The organism is Bacillus sp. AFS037270, assembly GCF_002585305.1.
Genome location: NZ_NUNF01000006.1, coordinates 38,343 through 60,451, shown reverse-complemented (window position 1 = coordinate 60,451; position 22,109 = coordinate 38,343). Strand labels below are relative to the sequence as shown.

The following is a 22,109-nucleotide window of genomic DNA, read 5'->3' as shown; positions in this document are numbered from 1 at the left end:
ACTAACCGTATTTTTGATTAAAAAGATAAAGGTTTTTCCTACATTGTGTAGGTACAATTGATAGACGATAATTAGCTATAATTAATTTACAGAATATTATTAATATAAAAGGAGATGGAAATATGGCCATTCAAACAATTGGAGTGGTAGGAGCAGGATCAATGGGAACTGGCATCGCTAATCTTGCTGCTATAAATGGGTTTAATGTTATTTTACGAGATATTGAGGAACTTTTCTTAGAAGGATCCTTACAGCGTATGAGTAAATTTATGGATAAAAGTGTAGCCAGAGGAAAAATGACAGAAGAGCAAAAGCAAGAGGCACTTGGCCGTATTCAAACTACTACTAGATTAGAAGATTTAAAAGATGCGGATGTGGTTATTGAAGCAGTCCTAGAAGACCTTAATTTAAAAAAGGAAGTATTTTCTGCACTTGATCAAATTGTCCGTGAAGGAGTTATCTTGGCTACCAATACATCTTCAATGTCGATTACAGAAATTGCTGCCGCCACAAAACGACCAGAACTTGTAGCGGGTATGCATTTCTTTAATCCTGCTCAGTTAATGAAGCTAGTGGAAGTAGTTCGCGGCTATAAAACGAGTGATGAAACCGTCCAAGAATTGAAAGCGTTATCTAAGAAACTGACTAAAGAACCGGTAGAAGTGAAAAAGGATTCACCCGGTTTTATTGTCAATCGGATCATGCTTCCACAGTTTATAGAAGCTATTAAACTAGTTGAAGAAGGCGTTGCTTCCTATGAAGATATCGATAAGGCAGTTAAATTAGGCCTGAATTATCCGATGGGACCGTTTGAATTGCAGGACTTTGCTGGTGTTGAAATTGGCTACCATGTAATGGAGTACTTTAAAGAAGAATTTAATAACAACCAGTTTGCACCACCTCTTCTACTAAAACAGATTGTTAGAGCAGGGAGATTAGGAAAGAAAACAGGTGCAGGATTTTACGATTACGAATAATGAATGGAGGGAATAATAATGAGTTGGGAATTTTTATTATGTGAAATTGAAAATAAGGTAGCGGTTGTAACAATTAACCGACCGCCAGTAAACCCATTGAGCACTAAGGTTTTTAAAGAATTATCTTATTTGTTTGATGAACTCGAAGCCAATGATGAAGTACGGGCCATCGTGCTAACGGGAAGCGGAGAAAAGGCGTTCGTTGCTGGTGCAGACATTAATGAAATGGCTAACCTTGATCTCGTTGGAATCAATAAAATGAACAAGACATCTAGGGAAGTTTTCTCCAAAATTGAAAATTTAACAAAGCCTGTCATTGCCGCAATAAACGGGCTGGCACTTGGCGGAGGACTTGAATTGGCGCTTGCGTGTGATTTACGTATTAGTTCTACAAAGGCAAAGTTTGCATTCCCTGAAGTTGGACTTGGGATTATCCCTGGGGGAGGCGGCACGCAGCGTCTACAAAAAATCGTTGGCCAAGGTGTTGCCAAAGAACTTCTATATTTCGGTGAAATGTTTGATGCCTACCGTGCATTAGAATTGAACATCGTAAACAAATTAACCCCTGTGGAAGAGTTACAAGATGCAGCAAAGGAATGGGCAGAGAAACTGGCTCAGAAACCGCCGGTTGCCCTTCAAATGGTAAAACTAGCAGTTAATACTGGAGGAAACACGGATATCGAGTCAGGTTTAATTATTGAAAGTACTTGTTTTGCTAATGCATTCTCTACTGAAGACCGAAAAGAAGGGCTCAAAGCATTTGTAGAAAAAAGAAAACCGGTTTTTGCAGGGAAATAAAGGTTCGTCAATCAAGATGAAGTATCAAGTTTTAAATCGATACTTCATCTTTCAGTGGTGTAAATGTGTTCGTTAATGGAGTGATGAATTGGATGGATAAAGATCGTAATTATTATACGGTTTATGGGGTTATCGAGTATGCTGCTAAAATATATGGAGAGAAAGAGGCATTATTCGATTTAAAAACGAGATTTACATTTTCGCAGATTAAAAGTGATGCGGATCGGTTTGCGGCTGCTCTTACAAGAAGAGGTTATAAGAGAGGGGACAGACTTGCAGTTTCCTTGCCCAATTGGTATGAAACAGTCGTGATTTTTTTTGCTGCTGCTAAAATTGGTGCAACCCTTGTACCATTTAACCCTAAATATAAATCCCATGAGGTTAACCACATCTTAAGAAACTCAGAACCGAGAGCAGCGATTGTTTCGGAAGAATTTGAGCGGAATATCGGAATAAAGGAAGCCCTGTTTACAGTTCCGGAAATCATTACCGTTCGATTTAATTGGGGAGACCTCACGTCCTTTCAGGATTTAATGAGGGAGGAGCCAACTGAAACGGTAGAGACGGAGATTGATGTGAATAACGACATATTTTGTATTCTGTATACATCCGGAACTACTGGTGTACCCAAAGGGGTCATGATTCCCCACCGCAGTGTTGTTCAGTCAGCGAATGTGATGGGTAAAGAGCTATTCTGGTCAGAAAATGATGTATTAATTCTGCCTTCTCCACTATTCCACATTTTTGGCATGGCGGTTAACTTGTTTTGTGCTGTCTTTGCTGGAACGCGAATTGTTTTATTAGAAAAATTTACTCCTCAAGAAATACTCCATTTGATTGAACAAGAAAAAATAACCATTCTTAATGGTGTACCGACCATGTTTATTAAACTTCTAGAAGCTGATGATTTTGCTAGTTATGATTTATCTTCCCTACGAACTGGTGTGGTTGGTGCATCCCCGATTCCAGCATCAAAAGTGAAAGAAATACGAGATCGATTAGGCATTAACCTTTGCCAATCGTTCGGTATTACTGAGACAGTTTCGGTAACACTTACCCCTTATAGTGATAATGAAAAAAATATTACAGAAACACTTGGAAAACCACTTCCAGGAGTAGAGTTAAGTATCGTTGATGATAATCGCCAAGCCTTACCAGCTGGTGAAAAAGGGGAAATTGCGATTAAGAGCTTTGGTACGATGAAAGGCTACTATAAACTCCCAGAGCAAACAGTTGCAGTAATCGATCACGAGGGTTGGTATTATACTGGCGATTTAGGCACACTTGATGACCAGGGTTATTTGAAATTTATAGGCAGAAAAAAAGAATTGATTATCCGAGGCGGGTTCAACATTTATCCTCAAGAAATTGAAGCTGTCCTTGCCAAAAATCCAAAAGTGGTTGATTCCGCAGTAATTGGCATCCCAGATGAAACGTTAGGAGAAATTGTTTGTGCCGTTGTTCAGCTGAAAAGCGGGGAACTAAGCAGTGAAGAAGAGATTAAAGCCTATTTAAAAGAGCAGATCGCCATTTACAAAGTCCCTGGAAAGGTTATTTTTACCGATAAATTTCCTGTTACAGCCAGTGGCAAGATTATGAAACTAAAACTTCGCGAGGAGATCAGTAATAAAGTGAGTAAAATCATTCAAAACTGAAAGGAGCAAAGAAAAATGAAAACAGAATATCCGTTCCGAGTATGCTGGGGAGATACGGACGCTGCCGGAATTGTATTTTATCCCAACTTCTATAAATGGATGGATGATGCAACACATGATTATTTAGCCCAAATCGGCTATCCATCTTCTAAGCTCTTTACTGAGCACAAGATCGGTGTACCGTTATTGGAGGCAAACTGTGTTTTCAAAAGACCGCTCTTATTTGAAGACCAAGTCATCGTGCAAAGCTTTGTTGAAGAACTCCGTAATAAAGTCTTTAAAATTAAACATGTATTTATAAAAGAAGACCAAATCGTGGCCGAAGGATATGAAGTGCGTGCTTGGACTTCTTTTGAAGGAAAACCTAAAGCGCATCCAATCCCGGATTTTATTCGTGAAAAGATGATTTCCAAAGTAGGAACCGTGGAGGGGTAACAATGCTTATTGAAAAAAAGGCAAATTATCATTTCTTATATAGTGAATCATCACATGCTGACACCTTCACCCCTGAGGATTTTGAGGATGAGCATAAAATGATTGCAGAGATGACAAGTAAATTTGTAATGAATGAAGTCTATCCAAAACTAGAGAAGATTGAAAAACAAGAATTTGCCGAAACAGTTACTCTTATTAGAGAAGCCGGTGAACTTGGTCTTATTGGGGCAGATATCCCGGTTGATGATGGCGGACTGGAGTTAGGAAAGGTAAGTGCTACTATTATTGCTGAAAATATGGCAGTTGGTCGTTCTTTTTCGATCACATTTGGCGGTCAAACAGGTATTGGGGCATTACCAATCGCCTATTTTGGGAGTCCTAGTCAAAAAAATAAGTACCTGCCTGATATTTTAAGCGGGGAAAAAATTGCTGCCTATGCCTTAACTGAGCCTTCTTCTGGGACAGATGCGATGAGTGCAAAAACCACTGCTGTGTTAACGGAGTGCGGTAAGTATTATCGATTAAATGGAGAAAAGCAGTGGATCACGAATTCAGCATTTGCGGATATATTTATCGTTTATGCGAAGGTAGATGGAACAAAATTTACGGCTTTTATTGTGGAAAAAGACTATCAAGGTGTATCCACCAGTTTGGAAGAAAAGAAGATGGGGTTGAAAGGTTCGTCTACTCGTTCATTAATCCTGGAAAATGTTCTAGTTCCAGTTGAAAATGTAATCGGTGACGTGGGCCGGGGACATATTATTGCTTTTAACGTGTTAAACATTGGCCGCCACAAGATTTCAGCTACATCGCTTGGTACGGCTAAACGGGCGATTGAACTTGCGGTTAAGTATGCCAATGAACGAAAGCAATTTGGCCAGTCGCTTTCTAATTTTAATTTAATTAAAAGCAAAATTGCTGACATGGTCATTAAAACATATGTTAATGAAAGCGCTGTCTACCGAACAGCAGGATTAATGCAGGATGGTTTCGAGGAAATGAAGCAAAGTGGGAATGATTTTGGAGCAACCATTGCCCGTTATGCAGTCGAATGTTCAATTAACAAGGTGATGTCGACAGAATTCCTTGATCAAATCGTTGATGAAGCTGTTCAAATTCACGGCGGTTATGGATATATGGCCGAATATGAAATTGAAACACTTTATCGTGATTCTAGAATTAATCGTATCTTTGAGGGGACGAATGAGATTAATAGAATCCTTATAGCCACAACCGTGTTGAAAAACCATGTCGAAGCAAGTGAAGAGGAAGAATTGGAAACTGGTTTGCTTCAACGTGAGAAGCAGGTTCTTCAACTAATGAAAAAATTATTCCATGCAGCAATTGAATCAATTAAAAAGAATTCCCTTAGTGATTTTAATACAGAACAAGAAATTGCCGCTTTCTTGGCCGATTTGGTTATTGGTATTTATGGAATTGAAAGTGCGGTTTTACGGACGGAAAAATCTATACTGAACACAGGTGAAGAGCAAAATCGGCAGAAGCTTGATTGTACGAGGGTTTATACACATGAGGCTTCCCAGAAACTCGCATTAACAGCGTTAAATATGATCAATCACTTTGGTGATGAAGGTATTTTTTCACGTATTGCTAGTCTATTAATTATGAGCAGTTCAGAAAATATAATTTTCGTCAAACGTAGAATTGCCGAATGTGTGATTGAGAAAGAGCGATACCATTGTTAGATTCACTAATTCACTTGACGGCTGTATCAGAATGGAGAGGAATGTATGTCTAAAAATGACGTTTCGATAAGTGCTAGTCTAAAACCTTACTATGATGGTATGAAGAAAAATCACTTAGGACCACTATGGTATGACCTAGGCCATATGGTAACCAGAGAACCGGTTCATGAAGTAGAACCTTATTTATGGAAGTGGAAAGTTATCCGTGAATACGTCTTAAAAGCTGGAGAACTTTTAAAACCTGGAAAAGATGCAGAACGCAGAGTTGTTTATTTACAGAATCCCAGCCTCTTAAAGCATGGCCTTGTCGGATATGGGACTCACACCTTATATGCTGGTATTCAGTTGCTGTTGCCGGGGGAAAGTGCACCTTCACACCATCATTCCCAGTCTGCGATCCGTTTTATAATCGAGGGCAGCGGGGCTTATACAGCCGTAAATGGGGAAAAAACATATATGGATCGCGGTGATATGGTCTTGACTCCTGCGTGGACATGGCATGAGCACAAACACGAAGGAACGGAGCCGGTATTTTGGCTGGATGGATTAGATGTGGGTCTTGTAAAGACATTAGCAGCTTCCTTTTTTGAACCATATGAAGAAGAGTCCTATCCTATGGAAGTTCCTGAAAACTATTCTACTAAACAATTTTCCATGGGTGCTTTTAAAAAGCTAAACGAGACGAAAAGTCCGGGATACCCATCTCCAATTTATGGATATAAGTTTGAAAGAGTGAAATTTTTGCTTGATAAGATGAAGGAAAACGATAGTGACCCGTTCGATGGATATGCCATTGAATACATTAATCCACTAACGGGAGGATCGGCTGATTCTCGAATTGGAACAATGATGCAAAAGCTTAAGCCTGGCATGCAAACTATGGCTCATCGTCATGTACATAGTGCTATCTATCATGTTCTTGAAGGGAACGGCTATACCGTAATTGATGGTCAAAAGTTTGAATGGGAGAAAGGGGATTTCTTTATCCTACCGCCATGGAGCTTTCATGAGCATGTGAATACGGGAGAAGAAGATGTTTATTTGTTTTCTTTTAATGACAAACCCGTGATGGAGAAATTGGAATTGGAGTACAGTGAGCCATTTAAGAAAAACGACGGACATCAAATCATTGAAAAAGTTTTCGTGCCAGACAGCGAGGAGGGGGACTATTAATGAAAATTGCCATTTTTAATGAAGATGTCCTAGGCGTAGTAAAAGGGGATTCAGTCGTAGATGTTTCCAATTTAGCAGGCTGGAATGCCGGGAGTCCACGTGAATCCTTTCTCCGGCTTATTGATGACTTTGATGAAATAAAAGTGAGGATAGAGAGGGATATCGAAACGTGCCCTTCCTATCTTCTCTCAAACGTCACATTGAAATCACCAGTACCCGGGACAGGCAAGATTTGGGCAGCACCCGTCAATTATCGAAACCATCAAAAAGAAATGAATGAGTTGTTTAATAACGCCCCTAGAACAATAGAAGAACTTGGTTTGTTTTTAAAATCACCAGATTCCCTATCAGGTCCCAATGATCCTATCGTTTTACCTTTTAAGGATCGCAGAACGGACCATGAGGCAGAGTTAGGTTATGTTATCGGGAAAAAAGCGAAAAATATATCCTCATCTGAAGCGAAGGATTATATTTTCGGTTATTTTGCCTTACTTGATATATCTATAAGAGGCAACGAGGAAAGAACGTGGCGTAAATCATTCGATACCTTTACTCCGATTGGGCCATGGATTGTGACCTCCGATGAAATTGTAAATCCCAATGATTTAGACATGAAGCTCTGGGTAAATGATGAATTGCGTCAGGAGGGGAATACCAAGTATTTAATTTACGACTGCTTTAAGTGTTTTGAATTAGCCAATCAAGATATGACACTACAACCAGGGGACATAATCGCAACAGGAACCCCTGCAGGAGTAGGACCGATTGAATCGGGTGATACAGTACGGATTAAAATTGAAAGGGTTGGCGAATTTAGCGTAGATGTTAGATATTCGGACAAATACTTGAAAGAGTATGAGACTAGTAAATAATTTATTAATAAATCTATTTTCATAAAAGGGAGCGCCGAAAACTATGGAAAAGAGAAGAAAATATGACGTTATCGTTGTGGGGGCCGGGCCAGTTGGTCTTGTTGCAGGTCTTGCATTAAAACAAAAAGGGATTTCTTCCGTTGTGATTGAAGCCGATCCATTCGGACGGCCGCGTCCAGGAAGCAGAGCCATTTACTTACACAATGCCACCTTGAAGCATTTAGAGGAGACTTCAAAAGGTCTTGGCTTCACACTTGCTCGGGACGGAATTATCTGGCCAGTCGTTCGGACTTTATATAAAGGAAAAGAAGTATATGTACGTAATTATGGAATTACCAATAATAATGATTCAACTGAATTGCCGCATTTCACGTCGCTTCATCAGGATGAAATTGAGAAACACATCTATAATGCCTGTATTGATGCTGGTGTAGAAATAATTTGGGATTCTCCGGTTAAGGAATTAGATATCAACGATAATGGTACCATTTTGAAAATAGCCTCAGGTGAAACATTTGAAGCTCAATACATTATTGGATGTGATGGAGCCCGTTCGGTTGTAAGAGAACAAGCAGGTCTAGTATTTGAAGGACCACGTACGGAAGATACATTCCTTGTTCTAGACGTTAAGGAAGATGAGGAAAATCCAATGCCGCTTGAGCGTACTTTCCATTATCAACATCCCGCAACCGGTGGTAGAAATGTAATGTTTGTTCCGTTCAAAGGAGGATGGCGTGTTGACCTTCAGTTATTAGAGGGAGACAATCCAGACGATTTTACTAGTATGGAAGGAGTGAAACAATGGCTGCCAAAAGTGATGGATCCTAAATATGCAGAACATGTTACCTGGGTCTCTACCTATCGTTTCCATCAGGTAGTGGCAAGTTCATTGACAGATACTAAGCGGAGAGTACTTCTGGCTGGTGAAGCAGCTCATTTATTTGCTCCTTTTGGTGCCCGCGGATTAAACTCCGGTGTTCCAGATGCTATTAAGGCAGTATCAGGAATTGAGAAGGCACTTCAAGCCATTACGGAAGAAGAACGAAGAGATGCCATATACTTAGCAGCAAGGGAACGACGCATTGCTGCCAATTGGAATCGTGATTGCTCAACAACCGCATTACACCATCTTCAAGGAAATTCTTCGGAAATGAATCTAAAACGGGAGCTTGCTGCTTCGCTCGTATCAGTTGTGCCGAGGCTGGGCCGTTGGTTAGAGGAAGGTCCGTATGGTCCAAAATTTGGTCCTCCAGAATTAACTACGAAATACTAAGCTCAAATGCTATGAAACTACCTGAAAGGAGCAAGATGAAATGGCTTTGGCCCAATTATTTAATGAAAGTAAATATGGCCTAACGGTCCGTTCAGTCAATGAATTAATAGAAAGATTGACATCGATCAACTGGTATTCAAAAGCAGGTGAATATTCCCCTGATGTTGAAGGAAAACTAGCACAGTTTATGAGTGCTCTTGGGGTTCATGACTATGATATCAAATGGATTTCCATAGAGCAGGTACCTGAAACAATCAAAACACTTTCATTTGAAGGCAGTGCCCTTTGGGAGGTACTAAAGGAATTACCGGAACAATGGAAAAAGAAAATTGACAGCCTTGAGAATGAAAGACTTCTAAATGAGGTTGTTGATAGAGTGCCTGAAGCAGTTTTTCATAGTGCATACAAACAAGCTTTTATGACTTTTAAGGATGAGGATACAATTAAATTCCTAGTTGGTCATGCCATGTATATAAGTATTTTAGCCTGTACTGCTGAATTAGCTGGAGATCATCAAGCTCTATCATTTCTAATAGAACTTTTAGAGGAAGGACATCTGCCATTAGGTCCTAAAGGGAACACATTCTATCTATTATAAAAATAAGAAGCTGTCGTCTATAAACTAGATTGACAGCTTTTATTTTTTAAAAAGCAAAACCAGCAAAATGTAGGAAGAAAGATACCCTTTTTCGTATGAACTGAGGATAACAATATGAAAGGTAAGTATTTACAATAAAGATAGAATCATTGATAAAAAGAATAGCACTTAATAAAACATGAAAGCGCTTTTGAGGAGGAGTTGGATTACATGAGTAATATTGTTTTAGTTGATGGGGCACGGACAGCCTTTACAGAAATTTCCGGAACGTTTAGAGGAATCTCGGCGACCGATTTAGGTGTAGAAGCAGCCCGCGGTGCGATCCAAAAAGCAAAGATTAATCCGGAAGAGATTGATCAAGTGGTGTTTGCAAATGTTCAACAATCTAGTAAAGATGCCCATCTGCTAGCACGTCATGTTGGCTTAAAGGCGGGATTACCTGTTCACGTTCCTGCGTTAACGATTAATCGTTTATGCGGCAGTGGCGTAGAAGCCATTTTAACTGCAGCTCGTTACATCCTAACAGGTGAAGCAAACGCTGTACTGGCCGGAGGGACAGAAAGCATGAGTAACGTTCCACATGTAATCCCAGGTATGAGATGGGGAAGCGGATTAGGCGGTCCTGTAATTGAAGACTGGGTCTGGGATGGTTTATACGATACGGTTGGTGACGTTACCATGTCTGACACGGCGGAAAATCTGGCTAAAAAATATAACATTTCTCGTGAAGAGGTTGATCGGCACGCATTATCGAGTCATGAACGGGCACTCGCAGCGATTGAAAAAGGGTATTTGAATGAAGAAATAGTTCCTGTTACCGTAAAGGAAAGAAAAGGAAGTAGAGTCGTTGACCAAGATGAACATGTGCGCAAAACAAGTATGGAGAAGCTGGCTAAACTAAAACCTCGTTTTATCGAGAATGGGGTTGTAACCCCTGGAAACGCAAGCGGGATGGTTGATGGTGCAGCAGCTGTTATTGTGACTTCCAGTGAATTTGCAGCTGAAAAAGGGTTGAAGCCTATCGCAAGACTCGTAGCGTGGAGTGTTGTAGGGGTGGATCCTAAATATATGGGGATTGGACCGGTTCCGGCTATTCAAACGGCTCTCCAAAAAGCAGGTTTAAAACTGGAAGATTTGGATTTAATTGAAATTAATGAAGCTTTCTCCGCGCAGTATCTAGCTTGCCAAAAAGAGTTAGGTTTTGATCCGGAGATCGGTAATGTGAATGGCGGTGCCATTGCTCTTGGGCATCCACTTGCAGCGAGCGGTACAAGGATTACCCTTTCACTTGTCTATGAATTACAGAGGCGCGGTGGAAAATACGGGGCATCTGCTGTTTGTATTGGTGGAGGACAAGGAATCGCTTCTATTTGGGAGAGATTATAAGAAGGTAAAGACTTAAGTTCATTCCCCCAGCGGAATGAACTTTTAATATTTTAGGAAAAGTTCCGATTCCTTCATGCCCAAGAGGAAATGGACAATATTGGGTTTAAATAATGATTAACTATGTCTAAATATTTTGTTAATATATATAATGGACGATTTTTAACTAATAAATGCTGTTTATGAAATAGGTACTTAAAGTAGATGGAGGGAGGGCAAATATAATTTGAGTAAAGATAAAATTTATATCATACTATTATTTTTAATTTCATTGTTAGGGTCATTTCTCCCACAAAGTCACATGATTGGAGAGACGATCTTTTTCAAAGCTTTATTCATCTATTGGATATTTACGGTCCTTTCCTTCCATTTACGAACAATAAGTAAAAAAGGTAATGTTACTGTTGATTATGGGCTTAATTACAGTTTATCGTTTATCTTAATATTTGGGCCAGCTGGTTTAATAATATTTGAATCCCTATTTCGCATTACGGCTTATTTTTATAAAAAAGTAACCAAGACGGATGACCCCGATGAGTTTCTACACATTTTTTATAACATCGGTTCTTTTGTATTGCAAAATACCATCACATTTTTCGTTTACATCATCCTAAACAAACCCTTTTCTTACCTTCCATTTGGATTTTGGATATTAATGTTTATCTTGGTGATTTTAAATGCTATTTTATCAGATACTTTCTTAACCATTATTTTTTATCTGATGAAAGAAATTAGAACCAAAAAAGAACTGATTAGCTTTATAAAAAGTCGAAGTATTCTTGATCTCCTTAGGATTTCTTTTATCAATGGAATGTTATTTCTATTAATTAAAGAAGGGCTATGGGAAATGGTACTTGGCCTTTTTATTATCAATTATTTAGTTGGTCATTCCTTTATTTCAAAGGCACAATTAATCCAGCATAAAGCTGAGCGGGATCAATTTGAACAAATGGCGTATTCCGACTTTTTAACGGGTGTCCATAATCGGGCCTATATGGATAAGAAGATGAAAGAATTAAAAAAATGCGGTGAATGGATTGGAATTGTTGTAGGGGATATCGATAATTTTAAAAGAATAAATGATAATTATAATCATGCTGTGGGAGATGAAGTCATCAGACATTTCGCTAATACTCTAAAAAGATATATGGAAAAGGATGATTATCTATTTAGGAGCGGCGGCGAAGAGTTTACTATGTTTTTACGAAAAAAAACATATGATGAAACAAAACTATTGTTAAGTAAAATCCTTTTGGACATTGAGAATAGTACGCTTAATCCCGAATTTAATGGTGATATCACTAAGATTAAGTATACCTCTTCTATGGGTCTCTATTTTTATAAGTCAAATGAGAATGTGTCAATGGAAAAAGGATATATATATGCAGACCAATTAATGCTTCAATCTAAGACTAATGGCCGAAATCGATTAACTTCTCAAAAAAATTGCTGAATAAACTCTACAGAGAATAAGAGGCTAGCCAAATAATTTGTTAAGTCCTCTTTATTTTGATATATGTTAATTAAATAGCACTATAAACAACTCTACAGGTACTCTCCAGTTGAATTTCAAAAGTTAAAATAAGCATATATTGGAGTGATTCGTGGTAAAAATAATTAACCGAAAAATCTGGTGAGAGTTAAAGATGGGAGGGAACGAAAACGGAAAATTCTACGAAGGATTATGGCTTTACCAAAATTTTAATATTCTTTATTCCATTAGCTATATCTGCCAGCCTAACAGCCGTCTCTCATGTCATTATTAATGGAACGTTGAGCAGAGCACACCATGCGGAAATCATCATTGCCAATTATGCCATTGCCTTATCTCTTTTCAGCATTTTGGAAAGACCGGCAATTGTTTTCAGACAAACCACTTCGGCCTTAGCAAAGGGGAGTACAGCATTTTTTAATATCGCAGCCTTCTTTGTAAAGATATCTTTTTTCATTTCTGCCTTATGTGCTTTGATTGGTTTCACAAAACTTGGGGATTGGGTGTTTATTTATGGGTTTCATGCGGATGCCGATTCACTGACTTCTTTAAAGATAACCTTTCTTGTCCTTGCAGTGGTGATCTTTTTTTCAGGACTGCGCGGATTGTACCAAGGAGTGATCATTAACCAATTAGAGACGAAATGGGTAACACTTGGCGTTATCATTAGACTTATGGGTATGTTTGGTCTTGCCATCTGCTTTATCCACTTCGGCCTTGCCAACACAAGTGTGGCCGGAGCAATCATCTTTTTGGCTGGAATGGCGATTGAATGTTTGGTCAGTGTCTGGCGTGGCCACACGATTGTACGAGGAAAATGTAAGTCTGAGAAGCCTGGAAACCCTTTAAAACAAAAAGAAATTAGCTCCTTCTATTTTCCCTTGGTTTTTTACATGTCGTTTCAGACGATCTTAATTCCGATCATCTATTCGTTCCTAGGCAAGATTCAAGATGTTCACCTCGGTATTGCATCATTTGCCTTGGCCTTTAGTATTACCAATTTAGTAATTAGCTTTTTTATGTATACCCATCAAGTTGTCCTGCAATTTTACAAACATAATAAACCAGCTGTAATCAAATGCGTGATTGTTTTTAGTATTGTCCCGTCACTATTCCTTGGTGCCCTTTGTTTCACACCGGCAGGGCCTTGGTTTATGAGTAACGTAATGGGGGCAGATGTGACACTGGCTGCTGAAAGCCTTGATGTTTTAAAGTTTTTCTTAATCAAAACCGCTGTCTTTCCATGGGTGGATTATTTCGGCGGAATTCTTATGCTTCAGAAAAGCACAAAATCTCTTCTAAAACCACAAATTTGCAACATGGCAGCCGTAATTCTGGTGATTATCCCAGTGGTCTACTTACATCCTGAATTAAATGGAAAAGCAGGTGCAATTGCAGCGTCAGTAGGCGAATTAATCGGATTGGCAGCTGTATTCCTAGTTGTTTCACATAGACAGAAGTATGAACTACAAGAACAAAAGGCGGTATAATTTTATTTAATATAATGTTAACGTTAACAAAAAATATTTACTAGTTTCATATATTCTGTTAGACTAAACTTATAATTAATTGTTAACGTTAACAAATATTATTCAAAGGATGGGTTCGTTATGGAAAAGTTTATGGGTTCTAATTTTTTATTGAAAAATGAAACCGCTGTCTCCTTATATCATGATTATGCAAAGGAAATGCCAATCATTGATTACCACTGTCATTTAAGTCCAAAGGAAATCTACGAAAATAAAAAATTTAAAAATATTACGGAGGCATGGCTTTATGGTGATCATTATAAATGGAGAGTCATGCGGGCAAATGGGATCTCCGAGGAGTACATAACCGGAAGTGCCAGCGATTACGAAAAATTTCTAGCATGGGCAAGAACCATCCCAATGACAATTGGCAATCCATTATATAATTGGACGCATTTAGAATTGCAGCGTTTTTTCGGTATTTATGACGTATTAAACGAGCAAAGTGCACCAGTCATTTGGGAGAAAGTAAATGCTCTACTGAACGGGGAAAACTTTAGTGTCCGAGATTTAATCGTCAAGTCGAATGTGAGGGTGATTTGTACAACTGATGATCCAGTTGATAGTTTGGAATACCACACTTTACTAAAAGGAGAGAAGGACTTCCCGGTTAGTGTAGTCCCAGGCTTCAGACCAGATAAGGGACTTGAAATAAACCGTGAAGGCTTCCCGGAATGGGTCGAAAAGCTAGAACAGGCTTCTGAAATTGAAATTAATAATTATGAAGATTATCTTGCTGCACTTGAAGCCCGTGTCCAGTTTTTCCATAGTGCAGGGGGCACTGTTTCTGATCATGCCCTAGATTCCGTCGTGTATGAAGATGCATCTTTTGAAGAGGTTGCCCAGATTTTTGCTAATCGATTAAATGGTAACGCCGGTACGTTATTAGACGAGAGAAAATTCAAGACTTACACACTGATCTTTCTTGGAAAACTATACGCGGACCTTGGCTGGGCGATGCAATTCCATATAAATGCTCATAGAAATAATAACACGAAAATGTTAAATGAGCTGGGACCAGATACAGGGTACGATAGCATGAATGACGATCAAATTGCCAAACCGCTAGTCAAAATTCTTGACTCTTTGGAGCAGGATAACAAGCTTCCAAAGACAATTCTTTATTCGTTGAATCCGGGTGATAACTATGTTATTTCTAGTATAATCAACAGTTTCCAAGATGGAAAAACTCCTGGAAAAATTCAATTTGGTACCGCTTGGTGGTTCAATGATACAAAGGACGGTATGCTGGCTCAAATGAAAGCTTTGTCTAATGTTGGTCTTTTCAGCAGGTTCATTGGCATGCTGACAGATTCCAGAAGCTTTTTATCCTACACAAGACATGAATATTTCCGGAGGCTGGTCTGCAACTTGATTGGGGAATGGGTAGAGGATGGCGAAGTGCCTTATGATCTAGAATTGCTTGGTAAGATTGTTCAGGGAATCTCCTATTATAACGCCAAAGAATATTTTAATTTTACGGAAGTAACAACAGCTGATTGCCTTCCTTTAAATTAATATTATTGAACATAATGGTTGAAGCTGAAGAGCAAAAAAGATAGGGAAGCTTCAACCATTATGTATTAAACATTTACCACTCCCTTTGTAGAGGCAGGGGTTGTAAAATGTTGTTCACGTGTGCATTAATACTTATATAGTTTAACAGGGGTGGAGTATGCAAAGATTAAATCGAACGACTTATAAAGATTACAATACCTATCCAGAAAAAATCCTCCAATTTGGGGAAGGAAATTTTTTAAGAGGTTTTGTTGACTGGCAGATTCAGGTGCTAAATGAGAAAACTGACTTCAATGGTAGTGTCGTTGTTGTCCAGCCAAGAGGTTCAGAAAAGATTGACAGGATAAACCGTCAAGATGGACTATTCACCCTTTATTTACAGGGACTCAAAGATGGAAAGCCTGTCAATGAACATATGGTCATAGACTCCATAAGCAGGGGAATTAACCTGTTTACGGATTACCAGGACTATTTAAAACTTGCTGCGAGCGATGAACTTCGGTTTATCATTAGCAATACCACAGAGGCAGGCATTGTTTTTGATCCTGATGATAAGTTAGAAGACCGGCCTCAGAGGAGTTTTCCAGGAAAATTAACAGCCTTTTTATATCACCGTTTCCTAGCATTTGACGGAGATGTAAATCGTGGGTGTATCTTGATTCCCTGCGAATTGATTGAAAATAATGGCGGAAAGCTGAAGGAAGTGGTCCTAAAGTATGCGAGTCACTGGAATTTAGATAGTGAATTCACAGCTTGGATCGATCAGGCCAATACCTTTTGTTCAAGCCTGGTTGACCGGATCGTCCCTGGTTACCCAACGGACTCGATTGAGGAAAAAACGGCTGAAATAGGGTTTCAGGATGAATTGATGGTAGTTGGAGAACAGTATCATCTTTGGGCGATAGAGGGACCGGACTCTTTAAAACAGGAACTTCCTGTTGCAGGAACGGGTTTAAACACTTTAATTGTTGACGACTTAACTCCATTTCGCACGCGAAAAGTGAGAATTCTAAACGGTGCTCATACGGCGATGACCCCTGTGGCCTATTTATCTGGCTTAGATACGGTTGAAGAGGCAGTCAATGATCCTGAAATAGGATTATTTATTAAAGAACTGATCGCAGAGGAAATTATACCAACGTTTGAAGGCGATTTGGAAGAACTTACACTCTATGCAGGTGATGTACTTAACCGCTTTGCTAATCCTTTTATTAAGCATTATTTAATGAGTATTTCTTTAAATTCGATTTCAAAATTTAAGACTAGAAATTTACCGGCTTTGCTTGATTATGTGGCAAAGAATGAGTCACTGCCAAAACGGATGGTCTTCTCTTTAAGCAGTTTAATTTATTTTTATCATGGCAAGCGGGGAGAGGAACCAATTCAATTGCAGGATCAACCTGAAATAGTGCAATTTTTCCAAGCAATCTGGCAGCAAAATGAGGATTATCTAGTAGAAGCGAAGGAATTAGCAGAAAAAGTTTTAAGTGAACAAAAGCTTTGGGAAATGGACCTGGCTTCGATTCCAGGTTTGGTGGATGCTGTTTCCACTAACCTTCTTCAAATGGAACAAAAGGGTGTTAGAAAAGCTCTTAAAGAACTTTATGGAACATTGATTAGGTAAGGTGGGGTAAAAATGAGAGATTATCTGCAAATCCATGAGAAAGATAATATCATTCTTGCTTTAAAAGATTTAAAGAGGGATGAACAGCTGAATGTAAACGGGATTACTGTTCGGTTAAAGGAAGATATTTACAGGGGGCATAAAGTCGCTATCTATGACATTCAGGAGAACGAGAATATCGTCAAATACGGTTATCCAATCGGTCATGCTGTCGCACAAATCATTGCTGGAGAACATGTCCATACACATAACACGAAAACTAACTTGTCTGGTACAGAGGAATACCAATACAATCCAAATCAAACTGAAGTTTCTAATAGGCTTGAGGAACGGACCTTCAAGGGATATCGCCGGGCAAATGGAGCCGTTGGGATTCGTAATGAGCTGTGGATTGTTCCGACAGTAGGCTGTGTAAACGGTATTGCGGAAAAAATTATCAAACGTTTTGAAAAGCATGTAGGTGATATCAGCCCATTCGATAATGTTCTTGTTCTGAAACATAGTTATGGCTGCTCTCAATTAGGTGATGACCATGAAAATACGAAACAGATTCTCTTAAATGCAGTGAATCATCCAAATGCAGGCGGAGTCCTAGTTCTAGGTCTTGGTTGTGAAAACAATGAACTGCCGGAGTTTAAAAGATCTCTTGGGGATGTAAATGAGGACAGGATTAAATTTCTTGTCTCCCAGGCAGTTACCGATGAAATCGAAGAAGGATTCAAGCTTGTCATGGAAATCTATGAAAAGGCAAAAAAAGATAAAAGGGAGGATATTCCTTTATCTGAATTGAAAATTGGTTTAAAATGCGGTGGTTCGGATGGGTTTTCTGGCATTACGGCCAATCCTCTTTTGGGCAGGTTCTCTGATTATTTAATCGCCCAAGGGGGGACGACTGTCCTGACGGAAGTACCGGAAATGTTTGGGGCTGAAACGATCTTAATGGAACGTGCCGCAAATGAAGAGGTATTTCACAAAGTAGTCGATTTAATAAATGATTTTAAGGGATATTTCCTGAAGCATAATCAGCCTGTCTATGAAAACCCATCACCAGGGAATAAGGCAGGAGGAATTACCACCCTTGAGGACAAATCACTTGGCTGTACACAGAAGGCAGGGACTTCAACTGTGGTGGATGTCTTGAAATATGGTGAGGTTCTAAAGACAAAAGGATTAAATCTTCTCAGTGCACCGGGAAATGACTTGATCGCTTCAACAGCACTCGCTGCGGCAGGCTGCCATATGGTTTTGTTTACAACAGGGCGGGGGACACCGTTTGGTACTTTTGTACCAACAATGAAGATTTCTACTAATACGCAAATCTATGAAACAAAACCACATTGGATTGATTTCAATGCCGGAATTTTACTTGAAGATGAGGTTTCGTCAGAACAGGTGTTAAAGGATTTTGTTAAATATATAATCGAAGTGGCAAGCGGGGAGTTCGTTAATAATGAGAAGAACGACTTTAGAGAGATTTCTATTTTCAAAAGTGGCGTAACTTTATAGAAAATGAAAAAGGACAGTAAAAAGAAACTGTCCTTTTTGCTGTGAGCTTTACCTTTTTTTGTTAAAGTTGTACTTTTTTGATTGTTTATAAAAATAGCCTTAATCAAACATGGCAAAAAAATCCTAAACGGTGAGAGATGTATATTAAAAAAGTGTTATTGTTGTAAACCCTTTCTTTCTTTAAAGTTAAATATGAAGTCAATTATTTTTTTTAAGTGATAAAGTTTATGGAATTTATATTTGGTGGATCTGGCGGAAGATTTGAAATCATTGCCAGAACACAAAATTGAAAAGTGGAGATGAAGTCGTTGTTTAATCAAGAAACTTTTAAAAATCCTCCTTCTTCTTACCGAATTCACCCCTTTTGGTTTTGGAATGGAGACATGGAAGACTCAGAAATCACCCGCCAAATAACGGAAATGGCTGACAAAGGGGTGGGAGGCTTTTTTATTTGCCCGCGGCAAGGTCTTACCGTTCCTTATCTTTCAGAGGAATGGTTTCAGAAAGTAAAGTTCGCTGCAGAGACGGCTAAAAGCCTCGATATGGATGTCTGGCTATATGATGAATATCCTTACCCAAGTGGAATGGCAGGCGGAGAGGTAACCTTAATTCATCCTGAGGCCAAGCATTATACACTCGTACATAAAAGTGAAAACTTGCATGAAAAGCAAACATGCAGTATCCAGCTCCCATGGGGTCGTGTCTTATTCGCAAAAGCGGTTCCCCTTGATGCAGTGACAGGCCAAAAATTATGGGATGAATCTATCAATGTAGAAGCATATATCGGTAACTTTCAATCAGAACCGGTGTTTCAAAAAGTCGGCTTAACGGCCTACAACCAAAAACGCTTTTTTACTTACAATACAGTTAAAACCCTAAGGTGGACAGCACCACAAGGCAAATGGGAGATTCATTGTTTCGTAGAAGAAGAAATCGATGATTTTAAATATTATGGAACATTTGTAGACCCTTGTAACCGCGAAGCGATTAAAACATTTATCGAGCTGACACATGAACGATATGCTGCAAGTCTGGGGGAAGAGTTTGGAGGAACGGTAAAAGGTATTTTTACAGATGAGACCGGCTTGCTAGGCAAGCTGCCTTGGTCACCGCAATTGCCTGCCTTTTTCAAGCAGCAAAACGGGTACGAAATAACCGATTACCTCCATGCTTTAATTGAACCTGAGGGAGAGCATACAGCCAAAGTTCGTTATGACTACTTCCAAGCCATTCATCTATTATTAAGAAACTCCTATCATAAACAGATTCATGATTGGTGCGAAGAGAACGGGGTGCAGTATGTGGCTGAGGTGCCATCTGTCCGCATGAGCAATCAAGTGTATAGTCATATCCCTGGCGGGGATAGTGCACACGAGAAGCTGGGACGGTCCTTAAAATGGATTCTTGAACGCTACACCACTAGTTTTCGCGCGAATCCGAAAATGGTTAGTTCGCTTGGTAACCAATTGTCGAGAGAGCGTGCTTTGATTGAATGCTTTCATAGTGTCGGCTGGTCCATGACACTGCAGGATGCGAAGTGGATGCTTGACCGCTTAGCAGCATTTGGGATCAACTTTTATAATTTTCATGCCTTTTTCTACACACTTGATGGTCTGACAAAACATGATGCCCCTCCATCGCAATTTTTACAGAATCCTTATTGGGAGCATTTCCGTAAGTTAGGAGATTATGCAGGAAGACTTAGCTATGTAATGAGCTGTGGCATTCCTGTTCGACAGATTGCACTACTTGATCCAACAACAAGTCTTTGGACACAGATGGGGAATCCTTTCCATGATTTTCATTATAGTGGTGAAAATGAGGTGGAAAATGAGAAACTCAATCGTTTAAAGGAAGATTGGACCAGAATATGCAAGCAGCTGCTTCTAAATCACAAAGAGTATGACCATTTAGACACTGAAATTCTCATGACTGCAGAGGTGACAGATGGAAAAATAAACATTGGTCATGCCAGCTACTCTGTTCTAGTGTTACCTCCGATTACTAATCTTGAACAAGCTGCATGGAAGAAAATTAACACGTTCCTCGATCAAGGCGGTGTAGTGATTGCCAACGGATTGCTTCCATACGAATGGATTGATGGGGATACATCGTTTGAGAAGGATATTTTAGAAACATTTGGATTGAAGGACACCACTTATTGGAATTATTGGGGCGGAGAAGACAAGCTTTATAAACAGATTAGTAAAGGTCAACAAAATGCCTACTATCTCTCTTCATGCGAATTATTACAGAATATACTAAATGAGCATGCGCTAGATGAAGTCAAGTTTAAGACGGGAAACGGAAAGCAAAGCTTCTTATTGGAAAAACGGAAGGTCTCAGATCAATCAACATTAGTTTTTATTACCAACCAGGAAGAAGGCGGCCACAATGGGGCCCTTTCAGTTTCCTATCCATGTGAATTTCAGCGATTGGATTTAGAAACAGGAGAAATAGTTCAACTGCAAGCTACACCATCTGAACAAGAATGGAACCTTCCGCTGTATTTCGAATCCTATCAAAGCAGTCTTATCTTGATTAACCGTGTAGTGGAACCTGTTCTAGTCGAGAATGAGCCGGTGTCATGGAAATGGGAGGTTAGTACGGCAAATAATTGGGAGGTGGAGGCTTTAAGGGATAATACAGTTCGATTCGATTCGTTTGAGTTAATTCTCAATCCCGAGCAAAATGGTGATCAAACTTCTGGCCCTATTGTCCAAGTCAAAACGTTTATCGATCAGTGTTCAGATCTCAATGATCAGCAAGGTCTGCCAATCACTTTTCATCAAGTTTTTGGGACCCCGATGAAAATGGCGATGAAATATCCTATTTCCTGTATCTATCAAAAGGAATTCATCGTTGATACGATTCCAAACCGTTGTTCCATATTGATGGATAGGGGAGCTATATCCGGTGAATATCGAATCTTTATAAATGATCATCTTGTGAAGGACCTGGTTCAAAACTTCTTCTATGACCATCGTAATTTAATGGAAGATGTTCAATCATATCTAAAGCAAGGGAAAAACGTGCTAAGGATTGAAGTGAAGGTGGAGCATGATTGGGATGGGATTGTTGATGCTATTTATTTAGCAGGAGACTTTGGCGTTTTCTTAAACAATCAGCACCAGCCGATATTAAATAATCCGCCAGCATCTTCAACTATCCATCAAGGGCCGTACAATGGATATCCGTTCTATGCCGGCACAATTTCATTTTCGCAAAAAATCCATTTAGATCAGCTGCCTGACACGGAAGAGTTTATTCTATGTTTTACGGATTTGGATAAACATATCCATGATTGTATCGAGGTTTTGGTCAATGGAAGGTCCTTGGGAGTGAAGGCATGGACACCTTATCAATGGGAAGGGGACTCGCAAATTCTTCATCTAGGAGAGAATGAGCTTGAAGTAAGGATTACGAATACTCTAATCGGCCTTTTGGAAGGGAAGTATTTTGATTATCAAGAACATCAATTGCGAGAGGTTACTAGTTTGAAGTAATTGGAGAGGATTGTATTGTCATCAGTGGAAGAACTTTTCGATAAAATGTTTAATACAAAAAATT

At 39.3% G+C, this 22,109-nt stretch carries 16 protein-coding genes; all 16 read left to right on the top strand.

What is annotated here, in order from left to right:
• Window positions 1-122: 122 nt before the first annotated feature.
• The 16 genes from COD92_RS02755 to COD92_RS02685 all read left to right on the top strand — a co-directional run bounded on the left by COD92_RS02755 (window position 123) and on the right by COD92_RS02685 (window position 22,045).
• Window positions 123-977, top strand: a complete 855-nt coding sequence (locus tag COD92_RS02755; protein WP_098528094.1) for a 3-hydroxyacyl-CoA dehydrogenase family protein — start codon at window positions 123-125, stop codon at window positions 975-977.
• 18 nt (window positions 978-995) lie between these two features.
• On the top strand, window positions 996-1,775 hold the full coding sequence (locus COD92_RS02750) for an enoyl-CoA hydratase-related protein (protein WP_098528095.1): 780 nt from the start codon (window positions 996-998) through the stop codon (window positions 1,773-1,775).
• A 92-nt stretch (window positions 1,776-1,867) separates the two neighbouring features.
• Window positions 1,868-3,430 (top strand): class I adenylate-forming enzyme family protein, encoded by a 1,563-nt coding sequence (locus COD92_RS02745; RefSeq protein ID WP_098528096.1) that lies wholly within the window; start codon window positions 1,868-1,870, stop codon window positions 3,428-3,430.
• 15 nt (window positions 3,431-3,445) lie between these two features.
• Window positions 3,446-3,865 (top strand): acyl-CoA thioesterase, encoded by a 420-nt coding sequence (locus tag COD92_RS02740; RefSeq protein ID WP_098528097.1) that lies wholly within the window; start codon window positions 3,446-3,448, stop codon window positions 3,863-3,865.
• 2 nt (window positions 3,866-3,867) lie between these two features.
• Window positions 3,868-5,571, top strand: a complete 1,704-nt coding sequence (locus COD92_RS02735) for an acyl-CoA dehydrogenase family protein (RefSeq protein WP_098528098.1) — start codon at window positions 3,868-3,870, stop codon at window positions 5,569-5,571.
• Between the two features lie 45 nt (window positions 5,572-5,616).
• Window positions 5,617-6,744 carry a cupin domain-containing protein gene (locus tag COD92_RS02730; protein WP_098528099.1) on the top strand — a complete coding sequence of 376 codons (1,128 nt, stop codon included), beginning with the start codon at window positions 5,617-5,619 and terminating at the stop codon, window positions 6,742-6,744.
• Complete coding sequence (locus COD92_RS02725) at window positions 6,744-7,616, top strand: fumarylacetoacetate hydrolase family protein (RefSeq protein WP_098528100.1); 873 nt, start codon at window positions 6,744-6,746, stop codon at window positions 7,614-7,616. The genes COD92_RS02730 and COD92_RS02725 overlap by 1 nt, the downstream gene beginning before the upstream one ends.
• Window positions 7,617-7,659: 43 nt before the next feature.
• Window positions 7,660-8,889 (top strand): FAD-dependent oxidoreductase, encoded by a 1,230-nt coding sequence (locus tag COD92_RS02720; RefSeq protein WP_098528101.1) that lies wholly within the window; start codon window positions 7,660-7,662, stop codon window positions 8,887-8,889.
• Between the two features lie 40 nt (window positions 8,890-8,929).
• Window positions 8,930-9,487, top strand: a complete 558-nt coding sequence (locus COD92_RS02715) for a hypothetical protein (protein ID WP_098528102.1) — start codon at window positions 8,930-8,932, stop codon at window positions 9,485-9,487.
• Between the two features lie 210 nt (window positions 9,488-9,697).
• Complete coding sequence (locus tag COD92_RS02710; protein ID WP_098528103.1) at window positions 9,698-10,873, top strand: acetyl-CoA C-acetyltransferase; 1,176 nt, start codon at window positions 9,698-9,700, stop codon at window positions 10,871-10,873.
• Between the two features lie 223 nt (window positions 10,874-11,096).
• Window positions 11,097-12,323, top strand: coding sequence for a GGDEF domain-containing protein (locus COD92_RS02705; protein WP_098528104.1), 1,227 nt, complete (start codon window positions 11,097-11,099; stop codon window positions 12,321-12,323).
• 320 nt (window positions 12,324-12,643) lie between these two features.
• Window positions 12,644-13,852, top strand: a complete 1,209-nt coding sequence (locus tag COD92_RS02700) for a multi antimicrobial extrusion protein MatE (protein WP_098528105.1) — start codon at window positions 12,644-12,646, stop codon at window positions 13,850-13,852.
• A gap of 120 nt (window positions 13,853-13,972) precedes the next feature.
• Window positions 13,973-15,409, top strand: coding sequence for a glucuronate isomerase (gene uxaC / locus COD92_RS02695; protein ID WP_098528106.1), 1,437 nt, complete (start codon window positions 13,973-13,975; stop codon window positions 15,407-15,409).
• Between the two features lie 157 nt (window positions 15,410-15,566).
• Window positions 15,567-17,033 (top strand): tagaturonate reductase, encoded by a 1,467-nt coding sequence (locus COD92_RS32615; protein WP_098528107.1) that lies wholly within the window; start codon window positions 15,567-15,569, stop codon window positions 17,031-17,033.
• A gap of 12 nt (window positions 17,034-17,045) precedes the next feature.
• Complete coding sequence (locus COD92_RS32610) at window positions 17,046-18,539, top strand: UxaA family hydrolase (protein ID WP_098528108.1); 1,494 nt, start codon at window positions 17,046-17,048, stop codon at window positions 18,537-18,539.
• A 308-nt stretch (window positions 18,540-18,847) separates the two neighbouring features.
• Window positions 18,848-22,045, top strand: a complete 3,198-nt coding sequence (locus tag COD92_RS02685) for a glycosyl hydrolase (protein ID WP_176550385.1) — start codon at window positions 18,848-18,850, stop codon at window positions 22,043-22,045.
• Window positions 22,046-22,109: the final 64 nt, after the last annotated feature.

Coding starts and splice junctions, on each gene's coding strand:
- COD92_RS02740 (WP_098528097.1), top strand. CDS start 3,446: ATGAAAACAGAATATCCGTTCCGAGTATGCTGGGGAGATACGGACGCT.
- COD92_RS02720 (WP_098528101.1), top strand. CDS start 7,660: ATGGAAAAGAGAAGAAAATATGACGTTATCGTTGTGGGGGCCGGGCCA.
- COD92_RS02730 (WP_098528099.1), top strand. CDS start 5,617: ATGTCTAAAAATGACGTTTCGATAAGTGCTAGTCTAAAACCTTACTAT.
- COD92_RS02725 (WP_098528100.1), top strand. CDS start 6,744: ATGAAAATTGCCATTTTTAATGAAGATGTCCTAGGCGTAGTAAAAGGG.
- COD92_RS02710 (WP_098528103.1), top strand. CDS start 9,698: ATGAGTAATATTGTTTTAGTTGATGGGGCACGGACAGCCTTTACAGAA.
- COD92_RS02735 (WP_098528098.1), top strand. CDS start 3,868: ATGCTTATTGAAAAAAAGGCAAATTATCATTTCTTATATAGTGAATCA.
- COD92_RS02755 (WP_098528094.1), top strand. CDS start 123: ATGGCCATTCAAACAATTGGAGTGGTAGGAGCAGGATCAATGGGAACT.
- COD92_RS32615 (WP_098528107.1), top strand. CDS start 15,567: ATGCAAAGATTAAATCGAACGACTTATAAAGATTACAATACCTATCCA.
- uxaC (WP_098528106.1), top strand. CDS start 13,973: ATGGAAAAGTTTATGGGTTCTAATTTTTTATTGAAAAATGAAACCGCT.
- COD92_RS02745 (WP_098528096.1), top strand. CDS start 1,868: ATGGATAAAGATCGTAATTATTATACGGTTTATGGGGTTATCGAGTAT.
- COD92_RS32610 (WP_098528108.1), top strand. CDS start 17,046: ATGAGAGATTATCTGCAAATCCATGAGAAAGATAATATCATTCTTGCT.
- COD92_RS02715 (WP_098528102.1), top strand. CDS start 8,930: ATGGCTTTGGCCCAATTATTTAATGAAAGTAAATATGGCCTAACGGTC.
- COD92_RS02750 (WP_098528095.1), top strand. CDS start 996: ATGAGTTGGGAATTTTTATTATGTGAAATTGAAAATAAGGTAGCGGTT.